The sequence below is a fragment of the Chryseobacterium sp. W4I1 genome (genome assembly GCF_030816115.1).
In the GTDB taxonomy this organism is placed as follows: Bacteria; Bacteroidota; Bacteroidia; order Flavobacteriales; family Weeksellaceae; genus Chryseobacterium.
In genome coordinates this window covers 1323499-1342254 of record NZ_JAUSXQ010000001.1, presented here as the reverse complement: position 1 = coordinate 1342254, position 18756 = coordinate 1323499, and the positions used below count along the sequence as shown (strand labels likewise).

14 protein-coding genes and 1 pseudogene are annotated in these 18756 nt (G+C 35.8%); 5 read left to right on the top strand and 10 right to left on the bottom strand.

What is annotated here, in order from left to right:
- Nucleotides 1-4: 4 nt before the first annotated feature.
- Nucleotides 5-772: a ParA family protein gene (locus QF044_RS06140; protein WP_307264942.1), complete on the bottom strand. Its 768-nt coding sequence runs from the start codon at nucleotides 770-772 to the stop codon at nucleotides 5-7.
- Nucleotides 773-1392: 620 nt separating this feature from the next.
- Here QF044_RS06140 and mobA point away from each other — a divergent pair.
- Nucleotides 1393-1830, top strand: a complete 438-nt coding sequence (gene mobA / locus QF044_RS06135; RefSeq protein ID WP_307271958.1) for a conjugal transfer protein MobA — start codon at nucleotides 1393-1395, stop codon at nucleotides 1828-1830.
- A gap of 1 nt (nucleotide 1831) precedes the next feature.
- On the top strand, nucleotides 1832-3118 hold the full coding sequence (gene mobB, locus QF044_RS06130) for a conjugal transfer protein MobB (protein WP_307264939.1): 1287 nt from the start codon (nucleotides 1832-1834) through the stop codon (nucleotides 3116-3118).
- A gap of 40 nt (nucleotides 3119-3158) precedes the next feature.
- On the opposite strand, the gene QF044_RS06125 is transcribed toward mobB, so the two are convergent.
- From QF044_RS06125 to QF044_RS06115, 3 genes are read right to left on the bottom strand one after another with little or no spacing between them, the layout of a single operon-like run.
- Entirely contained in the window at nucleotides 3159-4073 is a 915-nt protein-coding gene (locus QF044_RS06125; RefSeq protein WP_307264936.1) for an AraC family transcriptional regulator, read from the bottom strand.
- A 17-nt stretch (nucleotides 4074-4090) separates the two neighbouring features.
- Nucleotides 4091-4828 carry an SDR family oxidoreductase gene (locus QF044_RS06120; RefSeq protein ID WP_307264932.1) on the bottom strand — a complete coding sequence of 246 codons (738 nt, stop codon included), beginning with the start codon at nucleotides 4826-4828 and terminating at the stop codon, nucleotides 4091-4093.
- 12 nt (nucleotides 4829-4840) lie between these two features.
- Complete coding sequence (locus QF044_RS06115) at nucleotides 4841-5818, bottom strand: aldo/keto reductase (protein ID WP_307264930.1); 978 nt, start codon at nucleotides 5816-5818, stop codon at nucleotides 4841-4843.
- Between the two features lie 211 nt (nucleotides 5819-6029).
- On the opposite strand from QF044_RS06115, the gene mobC reads away from it, so the two are divergent.
- Nucleotides 6030-8030 (top strand): conjugal transfer protein MobC, encoded by a 2001-nt coding sequence (gene mobC, locus QF044_RS06110; protein WP_307264927.1) that lies wholly within the window; start codon nucleotides 6030-6032, stop codon nucleotides 8028-8030.
- A gap of 50 nt (nucleotides 8031-8080) precedes the next feature.
- Here the strand turns inward: mobC and QF044_RS06105 are convergent, their stop codons facing one another.
- On the bottom strand, nucleotides 8081-8926 hold the full coding sequence (locus QF044_RS06105) for an RteC domain-containing protein (protein ID WP_307264925.1): 846 nt from the start codon (nucleotides 8924-8926) through the stop codon (nucleotides 8081-8083).
- Between the two features lie 891 nt (nucleotides 8927-9817).
- Between QF044_RS06105 and QF044_RS06100 the strand changes: the two genes are divergently transcribed.
- Together QF044_RS06100 and QF044_RS06095 are read left to right on the top strand one after the other, a co-directional pair.
- On the top strand, nucleotides 9818-10813 hold the full coding sequence (locus QF044_RS06100; protein WP_307264922.1) for a hypothetical protein: 996 nt from the start codon (nucleotides 9818-9820) through the stop codon (nucleotides 10811-10813).
- 443 nt (nucleotides 10814-11256) lie between these two features.
- Nucleotides 11257-12834 (top strand): tetratricopeptide repeat protein, encoded by a 1578-nt coding sequence (locus QF044_RS06095; protein ID WP_307264918.1) that lies wholly within the window; start codon nucleotides 11257-11259, stop codon nucleotides 12832-12834.
- Nucleotides 12835-13599: 765 nt separating this feature from the next.
- Here QF044_RS06095 and QF044_RS06090 read toward each other — a convergent pair.
- The 5 genes and pseudogenes from QF044_RS06090 to QF044_RS06070 form a co-directional block, all read right to left on the bottom strand.
- Nucleotides 13600-14175: a hypothetical protein gene (locus QF044_RS06090; RefSeq protein WP_307264915.1), complete on the bottom strand. Its 576-nt coding sequence runs from the start codon at nucleotides 14173-14175 to the stop codon at nucleotides 13600-13602.
- 184 nt (nucleotides 14176-14359) lie between these two features.
- Nucleotides 14360-15208 carry an AraC family transcriptional regulator gene (locus QF044_RS06085; protein WP_307264912.1) on the bottom strand — a complete coding sequence of 283 codons (849 nt, stop codon included), beginning with the start codon at nucleotides 15206-15208 and terminating at the stop codon, nucleotides 14360-14362.
- A gap of 568 nt (nucleotides 15209-15776) precedes the next feature.
- Nucleotides 15777-17150, bottom strand: coding sequence for an aldehyde dehydrogenase family protein (locus QF044_RS06080; RefSeq protein ID WP_307264909.1), 1374 nt, complete (start codon nucleotides 17148-17150; stop codon nucleotides 15777-15779).
- Nucleotides 17151-17593: 443 nt separating this feature from the next.
- The gene (locus QF044_RS06075) at nucleotides 17594-18349 is read right to left on the bottom strand and encodes a type 1 glutamine amidotransferase domain-containing protein (protein WP_307264908.1); all 756 of its coding nucleotides are present in this window, start codon (nucleotides 18347-18349) and stop codon (nucleotides 17594-17596) included.
- 50 nt (nucleotides 18350-18399) lie between these two features.
- Nucleotides 18400-18630: pseudogene (locus QF044_RS06070) on the bottom strand (short-chain dehydrogenase); the annotation flags it as partial.
- Between the last annotated feature and the right edge of the window lie 126 nt (nucleotides 18631-18756).

Sequence of the window (18756 nt, the reverse complement as noted above, 5' to 3'; positions counted from 1 at the left end):
CTTTTTACAATTTTACAATTCTCAAAAACTCATCCATAAACTGATCAAGTCTGCATAATGCCATCAATTTAGGGTCTGCAGGCAGTAAGGTTGATCGGAAAACGGTTTTTGCGACCATCTCGCCTTCTTTTCTAAATCTCTTGCTGTCGCTTATGGAGGTCTCCATTAATGAAATACCCAGATCTTTGATAACCTTTCCGTAATTTTTATACAATGGCGTTTTTTCCCTGCCATCGACCTGATTCCAGAAAAGATGAATGCTTTTGATCTCGGTATGCTTTTTCTTCATCAGCACATTGGTCAGAACATCCGTAAAACTCAGGGTGCTTTCCAGGACAACCCGGTCTGCCGTGATAGGAGAAAAAATATGGTGAACATTGGCGAGTGTACTTAGAATACCAGCCGTATTGACTGTGCCTGGCAGATCCAGAAAAACGAAGTCCGGAACAATTTCGGCATTAGCAAGATATTCTTCAAGCTCTTTCAAAACGGTGTCGGTCTTGCTTTGAAAAACAGGATACGATTTTTTATTGATGGTGGTAAACTGCTTATGAGCCATTTTTTTTAATAGCTCATTTTGCATCACCGTTTTAAGATCCCTCTCTCTCATCTGTATCAAACTGTACTGTGGAAAGTCACAGTCGAACACGGCGACATTATAATCCAGACGATAATGAAGGATACTGGCCAAAAGGGCTGTGAAAGTGCTTTTTCCTACGCCTCCTTTTTGAGTGGAGAAGGCAATAATTACTGGTTGCTTTTTTGTTTCCATTTTTTCTGATTTTATAGTTGAACATTTCTTAGAATATCTAGCAGAATGTCTTTCAGTAAAGCTGGATGAGATCAAGCACGCTTGAAAGCTATCTTGAAGTCCGGCTATCAATCAGTCAATTGTGGCTCCGTGAATGCATTTTCTACATCAGTCAGGATGTAATTCCTGGATGATCTTTCTCTCACCGGCATTCCTGCAACCTGGAAAGCTTGATCTACTGAATGTTTGCCTGCACGATTTCAAACAATTTTGCCATACGGCAAGCCGGCTGACATTCTCATACAAATAACTGATATCCATTGACACTTAGCTTTTCAATGGTTGCCTTTGGCTTGAAGTGGTTTTGTTTGGCTTTATGAATGACATCGGCTCTGTTAGGAATAGTTGTTTACTTTGTTAAAGGAGATGGACATACTACTGGATCTTAATCTTTTCAAACCTTAAGACTCCGGTATGCCGGATTGAATCTATTGTATTATGGATTTATCCTTTCACCCGAAAGGGGCAAGTTGTGTTTTGAGCATCTCGAAACGTTTTCGGATGCTCAAAACAACTTGCCCTGCCGGGAGCTGAAAAACAATCTCCGAAGTCGATGTTTTATAAAATTAATTGGACAGATGATGAATGAACATAGCGGTAAACCACAAAAAAAGACAGGACGCCGTCCAAAGGCAGATCCTGCCAAGATTCGATATACCATCTCATTTAATGAGGTAGAACATTCACGCTTTCTTGAACTTTTTGACCAGTCTGGGATGAATGTAAAAGCCCATTTTATAACCTCCTGCATTTTCGAAAAGACGATCAGGACCGTGAAATTAGATAAGGGAACGATGGATTTCTATATGCGGTTAACCTCATTTCATAGCCAGTTCCGGGCTGTAGGGGTGAACTATAATCAGATCGTGAAGATCCTGTACCACAATTTTTCTGAGAAAAAAGCAGCTGCCCTTCTTTATAAACTGGAGAAGAACACTGCTGAAATGGTTGAGATTTTCAAAAAAGTGATGCAGCTGACAGAGGAATTTGAACGAAAGCATCTGAAAAAAATGGAATAAAATGATCGCAAAAATTGGAAGAAGCAGTAATCTTTTTGGCACACTGTCCTACAACAATTTGAAAATGGAACAGGAAAAAGGAGAGATCCTGTTGACAAACAAAATGATTGAAACAGCCGATGGGAAATATTCTGTTGCGCAATTGGCTAAATCATTTGAACCTTATCTGTTGGCAAACCGAAAGACTGAAAAGCATACGTTGCATATTTCCCTGAATCCCAATCCTAAAGATATGGTCTCCGATGAACAATATAGAGAAATGGCTCAGCAGTATATGAATGAAATGGGTTATGGCAATCAGCCTTTTGTAGTATTCAAACATACGGATATCGACCGGAGTCATATCCATATTGTTTCGGTTTGTATAGATGAAAAAGGAAAAAAGATCTCTGATCAATTTGAGAAGGTCCGTTCGATGAAGATCTGCCGGGAACTGGAAAAGAAATTCGGTCTTATATCAGTAGTTGAAAAACAGCCTCACCAAAATCATAAGATCTTTCGACCGATCAACTATAAGTCTGGAGATATCAAAAGCCAGATGGCATCGGTAATAAGGCATATAACCTCCTACTACCAATTTCAATCGTTAGGGGAATATAATGCGTTGCTTTCACTATTTAATATTACTGTGGAGAAAGTGGAGGGAGAATTAAAAGGTCAATTAAAAAGAGGATTGCTTTATTTTCCTTTAGATGACCAAGGAAAAAAAGCAGGAAATCCATTCAAGGCATCTTTGTTTGGGAAAAATGCAGGGATCGATGCTCTCCAAAAACACTTTACTGCTTCTAAAAGCAAAAGCAATGATCAACCGGTCAAACAAAGCTTGAAAAGATCGATTATTGATGCTCGTCATTATTCAATAAATGAGCAGGCATTTAAAAATAAATTGAAAGAAGAAGGAATTGATACTGTTGTTCGCAAAAATGAGAACGGCAGGATATATGGAATAACTTATATTGATCACCGATCAAGAACAGTATTGAACGGGTCACGATTGGGAAAGGAGTTTTCTGCTAATAACTTTAATGATTATTGGTACAATAATGTCAAAGCCGACCAGACAGAAAACAACCCGCCACAACAGAAAGCTTCCCAGTCAAGCAATAAGGAGAATTTACCTGCTGAAGATCCGCATCATTTTTTCGATTTTTTGAATACTGGACAACCCGAAGATGGATTGTTTGAAGCTTTGGGCAGTTTATTGCCCGAAGCACAAAGAGAAGATTACGAGGAACAGGATTTTGCCCATAAGATGATGAAGAAGAAAGTGAAACGCCGAAGAGATTGAAATAGGTATAGTAGCAGAAAGTGGGATTCTGTACAACTTTTTAATTAAACGATTTTCTGAACTTCAAAGGCGAAACGTTTGTCTTCGCCTTGAAAAGTTTACTGAAAGATTGAGAATGCTCAAAGCCCAGTTCATACGCAATTTCCGAAACGGATAAATCTGTTGCTGATAGTTTTTCTTTCGCTTTTTCTATGACTGCGTTCTGAATGTATTGTTGTGTATTTAGTCCTGTCAATGAACTCAACATATCGCTCAGATAGCGTTGCGACAGCTTCAGTTCCGTGCTGATATATTTCACGGACGGCAAACCGTTTTTCAGACTTTTTTCTTCTTCAAAATAGCTGTTTAAAAGTTGGTCCAAAGAAGTGATGATGTCGTGATTGACTGCTTTCCTGGTTATAAATTGCCTGTTGTAAAAGCGGTTGCTGTAATTTAACAGCAATTCTATCTGCGACACCAAAACATCCTGGCTGAAACTGTCGATATTATTCTCTAACTCGTTTGCTATTGAAGCAAATAAGCTGGCAATAATTTCTTTTTCCTTTGCCGATAAAAACAACGCTTCTGAAACATCATAAGAAAAAAATCCAAATTGATTGATTGCTTTTCCCAATGGATAATTTCGGATAAAGTCCGGATGGAAATACAAGGCAATCCCTTCATAGCTTTCCGTTTCTTCAGGTGAAATAACAATTTGTTTCGGCTTCAGAAACGCCAGTCCGCCTTCTTCAAAATCGTAATAACCCTGCCCATACTTTATGCTTCCTGTGAATGTAGACTTAAAGGAAATTTTGTAGAAATCAAGACTTACTTTTTGCCCTTTTGGAAACATTTCAATCGACACTGCATTGTAATCAACCAATGCAATTAATGGATGAAAGGGTGCAGGAAATCCCAATACCCGCACCAGTTGCGATATACTTTTAATTTGATTGATGTCAGATTGTTGTTGCATTTCATTTACGAATTTAATCAATTTTGTTTTGACGGACGAATTACAATATCACCAACTTCAACATCTGCAGGTTGGCTTATGGCGTAAATAACTGCATTAGCAATGGCATCTGGGCTAATGGCCAGATTTTCCATATTATTCCTGATGATGGTTTTCATTTCCTTATTTTTTATACCCTCGGCAAAGTCGGTTTTTACAACACCTGGCGAAATTCCGGTAATCCTGATTGTTCCGTCTGATTCCTGTCTAAATGCTTCAGCGATAGTTCTTACCGCATTTTTGGTTCCTGCGTAAACGCCCTGCATGGGTACAATCTTGATTCCTGACGTTGAAATGATATTGACGATATGACCCGATTGCTGTTGCTTGAAAACAGGAATTGCAGCTGCCATTCCATATAAAACACCTTTGAGGTTAATGTCGATCATTTCTTCCCATCCGTCAACATCAAGCTCGTCAATGCGGCTTAACTGACTGACTCCGGCATTGTTCACAATGACATCTAATTTTCCGTATTGCTCAACTGCTGTATTGACCAGTCTTACAAGATCGGATTTATTCTTCACATCAATTTGAGCACAGGCGGCGTCACCACCTTGGCTTTTAATTTCTTCAACAATCTGTTGTAATTGTTCTGTTCGTCTTGCACCCAAAACCACCTTTGCATCGTTTTTGGCTAGTTCTATGGCGATAACCTTCCCCATTCCACTGCTTGCGCCTGTAATGGCAACTACTTTTCCTTTGATATTCTGCATTGTTTTTTGTTTTTATCTGTCTATTTGTTTTTCTAAAAATTCTGGGTAGCGGTCGCCCACCAGTGTAATCCCATTGACCGTTTCGTTAATTTTTGCCAGTTCATCGGCTGTCAATACAATATTTGTACTGGCGATGTTTTCTTCCAACCGATGCAGTTTTGTAGTCCCTGGGATCGGTGCAATCCAGGGCTTTTGGGCTAAGAGCCAGGCCAATGCCAATTGTCCGGTTGAAATATTTTTTTGTCGGGCAATCTCAGATAGTGCTTCCACTAAAACCAGATTGGCCTTGATATTTTCTTCGGTAAAACGTGGAATAACGTTTCTGCGGTCTACGGCTTCTAATTTTTTATTGATGATACCGGTTAGGAAACCTTTTCCCAACGGACTGAACGGCACGAAACCAATTCCTAACTCTTCCAAAGTCGGGATGATTTCATGTTCCGGTTCACGCCAAAACAAAGAGTATTCGCTTTGCAAAGCTGATACTGGTTGTATGGCATTTGCTTTTCGAATCGTTTTAGCACTGGCTTCCGACAAACCGAAATATTTTACTTTGCCCTCCTGTATCAGGTCTTTTACCGTTCCTGCAACATCTTCCATCGGAACATTCGGGTCAACTCTGTGCTGATAGAGCAAGTCGATGTAATCTGTCTTTAATCTGTTCAAAGACGCTTCGGTTACTGCCCTTATTGTTTCCGGTCTGCTGTCAAGGCCTACTGCCGGACTGGCATCTTTACAGCCGAATTTTGTGGCGATGACAACGTCTTTTCTGAACGGCTTCAATCCTTCACCTACGAGTTCTTCATTGGTGTATGGTCCGTAAGCCTCTGCCGTATCAAAAAATGTGATACCCATTTCAACTGCCTGATGTAGCAGCGTTATGGCATCTTTTTTATCAAGGCCTTTCCCGTCCAGAAAGTTTAAACCCATACATCCAAAGCCCAACACGGAAACTTCCAATCCGCTATTTCCTAATTTTCTTTTTTGCATAGTTCTTTTTTTAATTGTTTCTAAAATTGATTTTAATCTCAGGTACAAAATTCCTGATTGTCATCCTATAAAAAGTAGCCCAATTGGTAGTTGTTGTAGTCTAAAAATCATATAAAGGCCTCCAAAAGCCAAACACTGCGATTGACTTCCACATTCTTATAGCCGGGCTGCACAGTCTTTAAATTCACACACTATCATTAAAAATTAGATAATGCAGGGAGAAGACGATTTGAGAGGGCTTGCCAGGATTATGGCTTTTATGAGGGCCGTAAGTATTATTTTGGTACTGATGCACCTTTATTGGTTTTGCTACAGTTTCTTTATCGAACGCGGCTGGACTTTAGAGTTAATCAACAAAATATTAGGGAATTTTCAGCATACCGCCAGACTGTTTTCTCATACCTTATATACTAAAGTATTTGCTTTGGTTTTGCTGGCTTTAAGTTGCCTGGGTACTAAGGGAGTTAAAAACGATAAAATGACCTGGTCTAAAATTTATACGGCTTTGGGAATAGGCTTTGTGCTTTTTTTTCTGAATACACCTTTGTTAAAGCTATCTTCAGAAATAGGGCCATTCCTGTATATTTTAACGATCTCGTTAGGTTATTTTGCCTTAATGATGGCTGGCGTCTGGATGAGCCGCCTTTTGAAAAACAACTTAATGGATGATGTGTTCAACAGTGAAAATGAAAGTTTCCAGCAGGAGACCAAACTGCTATACAACGAATATTCCATCAATCTGCCAACCAAGTTTTATTACCAGGGGAAATGGCATCAGGGATGGATTAATGTAGTCAATCCGTTTCGTGCCACCATTGTTTTAGGAACACCAGGCTCAGGAAAATCCTACGCCATTGTTAACAATTATATCAGACAGCATATCGAAAAAGGATTTTCCATGTATATCTATGATTTTAAATTCGATGATTTGTCTACCATTGCCTACAACCATCTTTTAAATCATTCCGATGCTTATAAAATAAAGCCGAAATTCTATATCATCAACTTTGACAACCCCAGAAAAAGCCATCGATGCAATCCCTTAAATCCCAATTTTATGACGGATATATCAGATGCCTATGAAGCTGCTTATACCATTATGCTGAACCTCAATAGAAGCTGGATACAAAAACAGGGTGACTTCTTTGTCGAAAGCCCCATTATTTTGTTAGCTGCTATCATATGGTTTCTTAAAATTTATGAGAACGGGAAATACTGCACTTTTCCGCATGCTATTGAGCTGTTGAACAAAAAATACGAAGAGGTCTTTACGATATTAACATCTTATTCTGAATTAGAGAACTACCTCTCTCCTTTTATGGATGCATGGCAAGGCGGTGCACAGGATCAATTGCAAGGGCAAATCGCGTCTGCAAAGATCCCTTTGTCAAGAATGATCTCACCTCAATTATATTGGGTGATGACGGGTGATGATTTCTCCTTGGACATCAATAATCCTGAAGAGCCCAAAATATTGTGCGTAGGAAATAATCCGGATCGCCAGAACATCTATTCTGCAGCATTAGGACTATATAATTCAAGAATTGTTAAGCTTATCAATAAAAAAGGTCAATTGAAAAGCTCAGTGATTATCGATGAGTTGCCAACCATTTATTTTAGAGGACTTGATAACCTTATCGCCACAGCAAGAAGCAATAAGGTTTCGGTTTGCCTTGGATTTCAGGATTTCTCCCAGCTGACTAGAGACTACGGAGATAAAGAAAGTAAGGTTATCCAGAATACGGTCGGTAATATTTTCAGCGGCCAGGTGGTTGGCGAGACAGCAAAAACTTTATCAGAACGTTTTGGAAAAGTACTGCAAAAAAGACAAAGTATATCGATCAATAGCAATGACATTTCCACTTCCATTTCAACCCAGTTGGACAGTTTGATCCCGGCATCAAAGATCTCTACCTTGACCCAGGGTTTCTTTGTCGGTGCGGTATCCGATAACTTTGAGGAAAGGATTGAGCAGAAGATTTTTCATTCGGAGATTGTGGTGGACCCCGTTAAACTTTCTAGAGAAATGAAAGACTATCAAAAGATTCCGCAAATCCGGTCCTTTATTAATGAAGACGGAAATGATTCGATGACCAAACAGATTGAAGATAATTATAAAAGGATTAAGACCGATATTCTTAGCATCATCACGGATGAGATGGATAGAATAAAAAAAGATCCTGATCTGCAGCATTTGATCAAAAATGATTAAATAATAAACCTCAAATTCCATACAATTTGAGGTTTTAATTTGGTATCGCGTTACCCACCATCACTGTTCATAAAATACTGATTAAGATTGTCGCTCACCAGTTGGAGAAATTTAGTTGGGCCCTGTTTTCGATTACGGATTTCAAAGACGGTTTTATGAAAGTTGCCCAAATCGCAATCCAATGACTTTTCTGTGAATTTGATGACCTCGCTCAGTTCTATATTGCCCCCATTAAAACAGCGCATCTGGTAAAGAGCATAGATCAGTTCTATAAGGCCAACCTTTGATCCCGACCATGTGAGGGGAGAAAGTACTTTTGCTGTTGTGCTTTCATTAGAATTTTCAATCTGCTTTTTTAAATAATGGTCAAATTGCTGGTTGGAAATAAATCTGGCGATCAAATGGTCATGCGAGGTGGTAAAATTGGGATCATAATTATAAAACCCTGATGATAGCTTCATTTTCAGATCATAGGAGTTACGGACAAATATCTTGTGATCAAGATAAGTGGCTTCACGTTTATAATAGCTGTAAAATTCAGAATGTTCCCAATAGAAGTTTTTTAATTTCTCCTGCGCTGCCTCATAATATTTTTTTAAAGTCTTATTTCCTGCAGACGGCTTATGAGACTCGATGTCCAGGACCGCAGAGTAATAGATGAATTTTGAAATAAACTGTGGTTTCAGCTTTTTAAAAAAGAATACTTCTTCGGCAATATGATCGAAATGATGGTTGGAAATCAGAAGCTTTAATTTCCTTATTGACTCATCGATAAGTATTAAGGCCTTTTCTGAAATTTTAATCAGATCATTTCCGTCAGCACAGACTTCGTTAATCTTTAGGTCAAGATCCTCCAATAAGTATGAAGTTCTTTTAAAAATTGTTTTTGTTACCATGTCCTTTTTTAAGAAATTTACAAAAATTCCCTAATGCAAGGCCTAATCAACTAATACACGGTCCCTTTTCGATTCTATATAATCTGTTGGCCGATACAGTTGTATCAAAAAAACAATCTGAAAAGTTTTAACGCCAGCTATTCCAGCATTCATCAGCCAAAACTTCGATGGTACAATTCAGAATTTATTTAATTCTTAGTTAGAAATATAGAATCTGTCATTATTCTTTTGAATATTTTCCGGCATAAATGATGATGAATTAGTTTGAAATTTGTGAATGGTAGTTACATTAATGTGTTGTAATTCTTTCATGCTGATGCCAGGTCTTCCCGGGTGTACCTTAATATAGTAGGCAAATAACGAAGCTCCCATATTCGGTAAAGCGGCCGGATATTAACCGGTATCTCCGAATAAAACAATATTTCCATTTAACAGTTCAGAAGCATTGACCATACCCATTTTGTCACTAAACATTTCACGCCTTTCAGCAAACCGATTGAGACACCTCTTTGCTGTACTCTTGAAAGAATTTGAAGCAAATCAGCTGTATTCTGCCGGACTGCAGATAAATATTCTGTATGATGAACATAGCGTTGAGTGGCAATTTCGTCTGTTGAATCGGATATATTATGAAGAATAGAGTCTAAATGTAACTACTGAAAAATGTGAATTAAATAAAATTTATTTCGGAATTTATTTTTAGTTAATACATAAAAAATAAGATCACAAACAATTAATAATCAAATGATTATATATATATTTTTTAAAGATATATATACACATTTTATTTTATGTTTTTTCTGAATATCTAACTACAATATCTGGTATTTGACTGAATAATTGTGCAAATTTGTGCAAAATTTAGTGACTAACACATATTAAAACACACTTATGAAAAAATTTAATTTATTATCGATTTTCTTGTTTACTACAACTTTTGCTCAGGTAGGAATAAGAACCAGTAATCCTACTGAAACATTAGATGTAAATGGTATTGAGAGAATAAGAGAGCTGCCAAAACATAACACAGCCAATGCGATTTTTACAAAACCGGAAGGAACAAAATCGGAAAACAAAGATCAAACATTTATTGCAACAAAAATTGTGGTGGCAGATGCTAATGGCGTACTTGGATATGCAGACTGGAACTCCAATCCTACTCCTATAAATCCTAAAAGAAGAATAACAATAGGATATTGGGCTGGTTTGTGGGACGGAAATCTTTATGCATTGGGAGGAACTGGTTTCCCTGCATTTAATTCTCAATTAAAGAGTATGGTAAACTACGGTCCCGCAGGTATGTATAATAAGTTCGGAGGTATTGATTTTCAGCAATATCAAACAGAAGAACTGAATAATTTTACCGGTGCTCAGCTGAAAATGGTTGTAGATGTTTTTTGTATTGGTGTGCAGGCTGGAGTAGACTTGGATCCTTTATTGGTATCAAAAATAAAAGACTTTGCAGATCTTGGTGGAGTTGTTATAGTTCTTCTCGATTCAGGTAGGAATACACCTGCACTTCAGGTATTTGGAGGTAGCGGAAACGTAGGTACAGGAGTATTGGCATCTTATTCCGTTGCAGGAACAGTTGGTTACAGCGGCGTTTTTGGAACAGTTGCCGGTGGAACTGCTATTAATGGTGCGCAAACAACAGGTAAAGTTCTAAACTCCCAATTAGCGCCGGGCTCTGAGATTTTGGCTAGAGAAGGAGGAGCTAACACTGTCCAAGCGGGTATCTGGACCACCGGGCCAAACGGCAGAGTTATTTTCTTTTGGGACGAGGGAGTATTTAGAAATACAAGTATTTCAACTACTATTATTAATACTGATCAGGAAAAATACCTTCATAATATTATGGCCTACGCATTTGATAAGTTGAGCTTGTAATTCGTTAATTGACTTGATGTAATTAATGAATAAAATACAGAAAAGAATGTTTAGAATAGAGCTGGGAATATTGTTTCCCAGCCCTCTTCTGAGGGGACTTTTATTTTGTTATGAATTTATGATTTGTTGATCAGTTAAAAACATTCCATTGATATTCAAATTATTTTAAACGGTTAAGAGACTGCATTTTAAAAGTACTGCAGTCTCTTTTATAGTTTAATAATGAAGTAAAGGTTCATCAATAACATTCATGCGTTTTTACATTTTTCATCGCAATTCACATGCCTCTGATAAAAGAAACTACTCTTCGGATCATCTAGCAATTACGGCAATACTACACTTTTCTTTTTTATGTACAATAAATTAAATCTTATTAAATTCTAATAACATGTGATTTATTTAGTCATAAATTAGCATTTACTTTTTTAATGTATATGAACTTTATGAAGAAATTTATTTTCATTATCCTTTGTGCTTTTTTCGGTACAATACATGGCCAGTTAATCAGTCATTCGAAAATTGATAATGAGATAAAAACGGCAAAAGAGCTATCTTCAGATCAACCGGCTAAATCCCTGCAGCTTTCGGAAGAAATCTATCGTATTTCTAAAAACGAAGGATACAAAAAAGGAATGCTGGAAAGTGGTAATCTTCTGATGGCTAAATACTATGATTTAGGAAATTTTAAAAAAGTTGTAGAGCTGAGCAAAGCCACAGAGATACTGGCAATTGAGCTTAACGATAATGAAATATTATCAAATACATACAGGCTTAGAGCCTGTTCCTATACAGAACTTGGCTTTAATGATGAGAGTCTTAAAGAATTTCAAAAAGCTTTAAATATTGTTCCCAAAATAAAGTCTGATAACTATAAATATTATCAGGAATCCCTTATATATATCGGTTTGGCCAGTTATTCGGCTCATATTAATGCACCCGTAGATTCTGTAGTTCATTATCAGAGAAAAAGTCTTGAAACCATTAAGAAAGTAAATGACCGCAAGGATTTTAGTAATAAAAAGAATCATTCTCTTATTTTGGCGTATATCAATTTAGGGAAGACAAGTGTTGCAATGCAAAAAACAAAGGATGCTGAATCCTTTTTTTCAAAGGCATTGGAACTATGTCAAAATAAAACGTATAAATCAAACAAAAACCTTGAAATTGCCACCTTAAATGAATTTGCATGGCTTTATTATGATCAGAAAAGATACAGAGAGTCTAAAAGTTATGCTGAAAAGGCAGAGAAATTAGAAAAACAAGCCAGTAGCCCATACATCCGCAGAGATATCTATGAAGTATACTTTAAATCTTGTGTAGAGCTGGGTGAAAAGGAAATTTCAAAAAAATACATGAACCTCTATACAAAACTGAATGATAGTCTGGTCAATGCTGAGAAGAAAACTATAAATACTCCGGTAAAACAAATAGTGGAGGCGCAAAGTGAAATTCATAACAACAACATTCAGAAAATATTAATAACAATATCCGCGCTTATTATTATGCTTTCGGTTGCCGGATGGTTTTTCTGGAAGAGAAAACAGCAAGAACTGCACAGTAAATATGAATTAATCATCACCAATCTAAAAGCATCAAATACGACTGCTTCAAATTCGAATATTGCTATAGACCGAAGCATTAACATTACTGATGAGACCATCAAAACCCTGCTGCTAAAATTAGAAAAATTTGAAAAGTCTCAAAAATTCCTTAAAAAAGACCTTAGCCTTACCTCTCTGGCCAATGATCTGAATACCAATACCAGGTATCTTTCAGAAATAATAAAGCAATATAAAGAGAAGAGCTACAACAATTACATTAATGAATTAAGGATAAGCTATATCATTAATAAACTCTGTGCAGATCCTATTTACAGAGAATATAAGATAAGTTATTTAGCGGAAGTTTGTGGATTTTCCTCACGGGAAGTGTTTGCTGTTACCTTTAAGAAAGAAACGGGGGTTACGCCTTCTTATTTTATTAATAATCTGAGAAAAGATAATGTGATAAAGCATTCCTGATTTTAAACTGTAATAATATTATTTAGTTTGATTCAATCAGGCCTATAAAAGATGCTCCTCCTTTGACGGTTAAAACCAAAAGGAAGAGCTTGAAAATTCCCTGAAAACAATTTTTCAGCCTGCACTGTGACCTTGGGTGCAAAAACACTGATAATAATGCTGCTGTTATTAAAAACTTTGCTTATCATAATTATTTCTTATGGGTTAAAATGCAATTGATGAAACTGTTGCTCTTCTTCATCTTTCATTTCTGTTTGCCCAGGTTCCGGAATATTGTCATTATTATTTTCGGTATTAGATTTCATTTCTATCTGTCCCAGCTCAGGAATAGTATTGTTGTTTTCATATCTCGCTTCTGTTGGTCTGGACTTTTCATTTTGTGTTTAAAAAACGATTTGTCCGGGTTCAAGAGGAGCATCATAGGTTGCAATAGCACCACATGAATTCAAAAGAATAAGTAACATTGCCAGGAATAATACTTTTAATGAATTTTTCATAAAACTTATATTTAAGGATTATATCACCAAATGTAATATTGTTTACCTGGAATTGCAGGGCTTCTAGAGAACAATATGTCATGTTTTCATAAACTATCTCCAATGATAATGTGTTGATTACAGTTTTTTTTATAAGACAGAAAAGTAGAATGTCAGAATTTGAAAGTCTTATTAATCCTGTAATAATATTTATAATGACCCCTGAAGAAAGGATTATTGATTGAGGACTTAATTGATTTAAATGAGGTATAAAGCCTACGCAGAGAAGTTAATCATTATAAAATTTGTCAAAGATAAAATACAATTCAAACAAGATAAAAAACATTACCATACCTCCATACCAAGCTGATCGGCGGGTTTTTAGAAATGCAAATAGGGCACATAATGAAATATGGCTTACCATTCTTATTGCGTATAATGGCATTAGCTTTTCCAGATAAACAGGTCCTTTAATTAAAGTGTCAAAAATATCAATGAAATAAATCACAATGAGCAACAGAAAAAACCATTTCTTTCTTGAAAAAAAGTAATTCTTATAATTATCATCGTAATCTTTAACATCTGATGGATATAGAAGCTGACATAACGTAAAGTAGAGAATAATATACATGATGATGAATATATACTCAGTAAACGTCCATATTCTTACATCTCTGAGACCATACTCCCACCACCAAAAGTGAATCATCAATAGAAATAAATACAATACCCATAATAAATGGACCCAATAAGGTTTTGTTCTTCCGGGATGTTGGATAAATTTCACAGTACCATTGAGTAAACTGCCTAACCCCAAGCTTAATATAATACTGATTACTGTTTTAATATGATTAAAAAAATCCATGGCATAAATTATAAAAAGAAATAAAGCTTAAAATTTAGAATTTTCCTGTTTTTTAAATATACATGTTATATGTCTAGTACATGATTCGTAAATAATTATATATTATAATATTTAAATCATATTATTTTTTTAATACTGATTTTCCTTAGTAATAATATTGGTTCTTATATATATTGCTTTAATCTCAGATCTTTTTCATTTTTTTAAGCTGACTTATAAAATAAGAGGGCGTTACACCCATTTCTTTTTTGAATACTACAGAAAAAACTTCCCGTGAGGAAAAACCACAGGCTTCAGCAAGATAGCTGATTTTATATTCTCTAAAGATGGGAGTTGTTGACAATCTACTGGTGATGTAGTGTATTCGAAGTCCATTTAGGTAGTTATTGAAGTTCTTACCTTTATGCTGTTTAATTATTTCTGAAAGATATCTTGGGTTCGTATTAAGCGAATTTGATAAAGTCGTGAGCGTTACATCTTTTTTTAAAAACTTTTCAGATTTTTCAAACTTTGAAAGTTTATTGAGCAGAGATATAGTAGTATCTTCAGAAATACTGATATTATTAACTGCCCTTCTGCCATTAGCTTGTAATGAAACAGATTTAAATTCGTTCACCGTTGTTTCTTCTTTTAAGTGATAAATGATTTCATCTTTTTTATTGAGCTTTTTCTGATTGTATTTGTACAAAATCCAACTGTTTAGCAAAAAAATAATAACAATTGATGGGACAATAACTATTTTTATGATATTCTCAGGATGCTCTCCTTCTTGTTTATCCATGATATATTTTACCGAAGTATTTTTAGCTTTTTTTTCTATATTTATGACACTGTCATTCAATTGAGTATAGAGGGTTATACTTTTTTCTAAAATTAGGTTAGAGTTTTTAGAAAGTTCCATAATTTTGGTGGATCCATTTCCATGTAAGCCTTTTACATTTTCTGTATCTGTGTCAATTTGTGGTTCATGATTTAATTGTTCATCAATAAAACTAGACAACAGGTATAGACAGAAGAAAATTTTTTTTGTCATTAAAGTGTGTTTCTGAGCAAATTACGGGCTAATGTATCATTTAATGCATAGGAAACATGTTAGCTTTTCCGAATTAATCACTTACATATCCTTTTATACTTTGCTGTCTTCCAATCATTTAATTACCGCCATTTTACTTGTGTTAAGTTTTCTTGACAGGGTGAAATATAACTTCTAAGTTTTAGATATGTGCAGAATTTATTCAAATTCCTTTTTTATATTTTCCCAAAATAGACTGGAAGAGACTCAGCTGGTAGAAAGCTTATCGGTATAACTTTGACGAAATTGAGACATTATTAAATATACCTTAATGGACACTACTTCTAAAGTTCCCCAGAAAAACACTACAAAGGTCAGCAACATAAGAAACAGATGATGTTAGAACACTGAAATGAATAGATATGTTGTGATAGCAACATCATTTCATTTAGTAAGATAAAAGCTGGGATAGGCCAAACGGCCCTTGAGAACTAATACAAAGTTAACAATTTTTAATGCCATAGTTGATAATTTTAGTTATTTGTGATGTTTTTCAATTAACTTATTAAGACTTGCTGTTGATTCACTTTTATCCAAAAATACTTAAATTCTTAGCAATGTCCTTTCCTTCGTAAGGTGGAAAAACGTCTAGCTCCAAATCTGGATTCCCTATCAGCATCGCTTTTGTATTGCTCAACGCTTCGAAGCCTGCTTTACCATAATACTTGCCCATTCCTGCATAACCAACACCTCCAAAAGGCAGGCTGTCTATCCAACAGTGCAAATTGGTCTGGTTGATACAGCCACCCCCAAAAGAAACCGCATTCAAAAAATAATCTATATTCTGTTGATTTTTGCTAAAAAAATAGGCAGCCAAAGATTTAGGTTTGCGTTTAATGATTTCTACAATTTCTTTCAAGTCATTGTATACCAAAATAGGAAACACGGGTCCGAAAATTTCTTGTTGCATTGCGGGATCTTCCCAAGTGCTCGGATATAAGATAGTCGGCTCCATATATTTGGCCTTGACATTATATCTTCCTCCTAAAATTACTTTTTCCGAAATAATATATGAAGCTACCCTTTCGGTATCATGCTCGCTAATCATCCTTGCGAAATCAGGGCTTTGGCTTGGGTCTTTGCCATACATTTTCACAACAGATTCCTTCAATTTATCTATAAACTCATCTGCGATACTTTCGTGTACATATACGTAACCCGGGGCAATGCACCATTGTCCGGAAATCGCCATATGCCCCCAAACAATACGGTCAACAGCAATATCAAGATTAGCAGTTTCATCGACTATAGTCGGGTTCTGGCCGCCCAACTCCAAAACGATTGGCGTTAAGTTTTCTGCAGCAGCCCGCATTATGACTTTGCCTACTGCAGAACTTCCCGTAAAGAAAATAAAATCGAAAGGCAACTCTAATAATGCCGTGATCTCTTCCCTTCCTCCTGTAACTATATTTACCGCTTCAGGTTCAAAATATTTTGGAATAAGCTCCTGAAAAAGAAAAGCAACTGTGGGCGTTGTATTAGCAGGTTTAAGAATGACAGGATTTCCCGCTGCCAAAGCTGCAATTGCTGGGTCGAGCAACAACAAAATCGGCGCATTGAAAGGACCTATTATTAAAGTAACTCCAAAAGGTTCTTTATAAATAATACCTTTGTTACCAGTTTCTTCCAATCCTTTTGGTATTGCGACGGGTTCCGGGGTCATTAATTGTTTAAGGTTTTCTTTGTAGTATTTTATATTTCCTAAAGGAACTGTTATTTCAAACAACTGCTCGAATGGAGGTTTATTGAAATCGGTTTTTAGAGCCTGACAAAATGCCTCTTGATTTTCAGTAAGCATCTTCTCTAACCTATCGAGCTGGCCTATCCTCCACTCATAAGTTTTGGAAACATCAGTATAGAAAAATTCTTTTTGAGTATCAAAAAGTGATTGGTATTTATTCATATCTTTTTATTTAGTCGCTCAAAATTCTGAATGACAATTATTTATTATAGTTATTTAAAAAGTCCACAATTCTCAAATGAATTGTAAAAAAACAACCAGTCTAAAAACTTTGTTCCTGCTTTTTAACGCTTTAGTATATAAGCATTGTTGTGTTGTAAGCCATTTTAAAAGTTCAGTCCGCCACCAAAAATAATGCGGCTCTGTGAAGCTGTGCGCTATCCAAAACAGATATACATCATGGTGTAAATAAACACTTCTCTGCTTTTTTAACAATTATTCTCTTTAGTAATTGCACCCCAAAAAAGTAAAAAATACATTGAGTGCAACCGTTTAAGGATTGTAGGTATTTAGGTTAATATCATTTGTGCTTTCAAAATAAAAGCAGGAAAAAAAGAAAACGAAAAACAGACCATCTTCTACTTTCCGTTTTCTTAAAAAACAGCTTATTCTGATAAAGCTTCGATAACCAATTGGGAGGCTAAAAAGCTACTGTGCTGTTGTTGTGCAGTAATCAATCTTCCATCTCTGATTGCAAATGGCTCTAAAGGACCAGCTACTTCAAATTTAGTGTTTGGGTTTTTACGCGCTTCTGTTTCGATAGTGTAATCGTTTACCGTAATTCCAAACATTTCATTAATCATATTTTCCTCGCTATCAGCAAATCCAGTCCAGGTTTTCCCATCCGCTAAAAGAGTTCCGTCGCTTAATTGAGTCCATAATAACAACGATGTTCCGTGGCAAATTAAACAAGTGACTTTCCCTGCTTCATAGAAATCTGCTATCAATTTATGCAGTTTTAAATCATCTTTAAAATTGATTAATGGAGCACCACCACCAGACACACAAATCGCATCATAATCAGCGACGTTGATATTGGCAATAGGCAGTGTATTTTCCATCCATTTTCCAAATATTGTGTGATGTACAAAACCTATACTTATCAAATCGTTCGGATAAGCTCCTTTTGGGTTTTCCGGATTGCTATGTCCATCAAAAACGACTTTCCCGCCTTTCGGAGACGCAATATTTACATCGTAACCAGCATTGATGAAGTCGAAAAATGGTCTTGTCATTTCTTCGGCAAAAAATCCAACTTCCATTCCGTGAAGTTGGGCTGCATTGGAAACCAAACATAAAATTTTTTTCTTAGGAAAAGTATGTTTTGGCTGTTTTCTAATTACATTATTTTGTTTGTTCATTATTTGAAGTAATTTATATGTTGAAAATAAAAAAACCAGCTGTTATTTATTTTAACAGCTAGTTCTACTTTGGTTAAATCATCCTGAAATGAAAATGCTTCAGCACCAAGATCTTGAACCTCAGCCAAAGTTTTTTCACTTTCAGCTTTAGAATTTTCGCTGTTGTAATGTATTGCTAATTTTGCTCCTTTTGCTGCAAAACCTTTACTTATTAATCCACCAAAGTTTTTACCACCTCCCGCAAGTAAAACTACTTTTCCTTTAACATCGTGTGTTGACATTGTTTGATTATTTAAATATTATTATCCTACAAAAGTCAACAATGAAAATCATATTTATAGGGTGAACTTTTCGGAGGTTGTTAGAAATTCCGAATTCCAATCGCTTTTTTTCAAACTTTAATCCGC

What these genes read in the sequence shown, in the direction of transcription:
- QF044_RS06140 (WP_307264942.1), bottom strand. Translation starts at nt 772, where the DNA reads ATGGAAACAAAAAAGCAACCAGTAATTATTGCCTTCTCCACTCAAAAA.
- mobA (WP_307271958.1), top strand. Translation starts at nt 1,393, where the DNA reads ATGAATGAACATAGCGGTAAACCACAAAAAAAGACAGGACGCCGTCCA.
- mobB (WP_307264939.1), top strand. Translation starts at nt 1,832, where the DNA reads ATGATCGCAAAAATTGGAAGAAGCAGTAATCTTTTTGGCACACTGTCC.
- QF044_RS06125 (WP_307264936.1), bottom strand. Translation starts at nt 4,073, where the DNA reads ATGCAACAACAATCTGACATCAATCAAATTAAAAGTATATCGCAACTG.
- QF044_RS06120 (WP_307264932.1), bottom strand. Translation starts at nt 4,828, where the DNA reads ATGCAGAATATCAAAGGAAAAGTAGTTGCCATTACAGGCGCAAGCAGT.
- QF044_RS06115 (WP_307264930.1), bottom strand. Translation starts at nt 5,818, where the DNA reads ATGCAAAAAAGAAAATTAGGAAATAGCGGATTGGAAGTTTCCGTGTTG.
- mobC (WP_307264927.1), top strand. Translation starts at nt 6,030, where the DNA reads ATGCAGGGAGAAGACGATTTGAGAGGGCTTGCCAGGATTATGGCTTTT.
- QF044_RS06105 (WP_307264925.1), bottom strand. Translation starts at nt 8,926, where the DNA reads ATGGTAACAAAAACAATTTTTAAAAGAACTTCATACTTATTGGAGGAT.
- QF044_RS06100 (WP_307264922.1), top strand. Translation starts at nt 9,818, where the DNA reads ATGAAAAAATTTAATTTATTATCGATTTTCTTGTTTACTACAACTTTT.
- QF044_RS06095 (WP_307264918.1), top strand. Translation starts at nt 11,257, where the DNA reads ATGAAGAAATTTATTTTCATTATCCTTTGTGCTTTTTTCGGTACAATA.
- QF044_RS06090 (WP_307264915.1), bottom strand. Translation starts at nt 14,175, where the DNA reads ATGGATTTTTTTAATCATATTAAAACAGTAATCAGTATTATATTAAGC.
- QF044_RS06085 (WP_307264912.1), bottom strand. Translation starts at nt 15,208, where the DNA reads ATGACAAAAAAAATTTTCTTCTGTCTATACCTGTTGTCTAGTTTTATT.
- QF044_RS06080 (WP_307264909.1), bottom strand. Translation starts at nt 17,150, where the DNA reads ATGAATAAATACCAATCACTTTTTGATACTCAAAAAGAATTTTTCTAT.
- QF044_RS06075 (WP_307264908.1), bottom strand. Translation starts at nt 18,349, where the DNA reads ATGAACAAACAAAATAATGTAATTAGAAAACAGCCAAAACATACTTTT.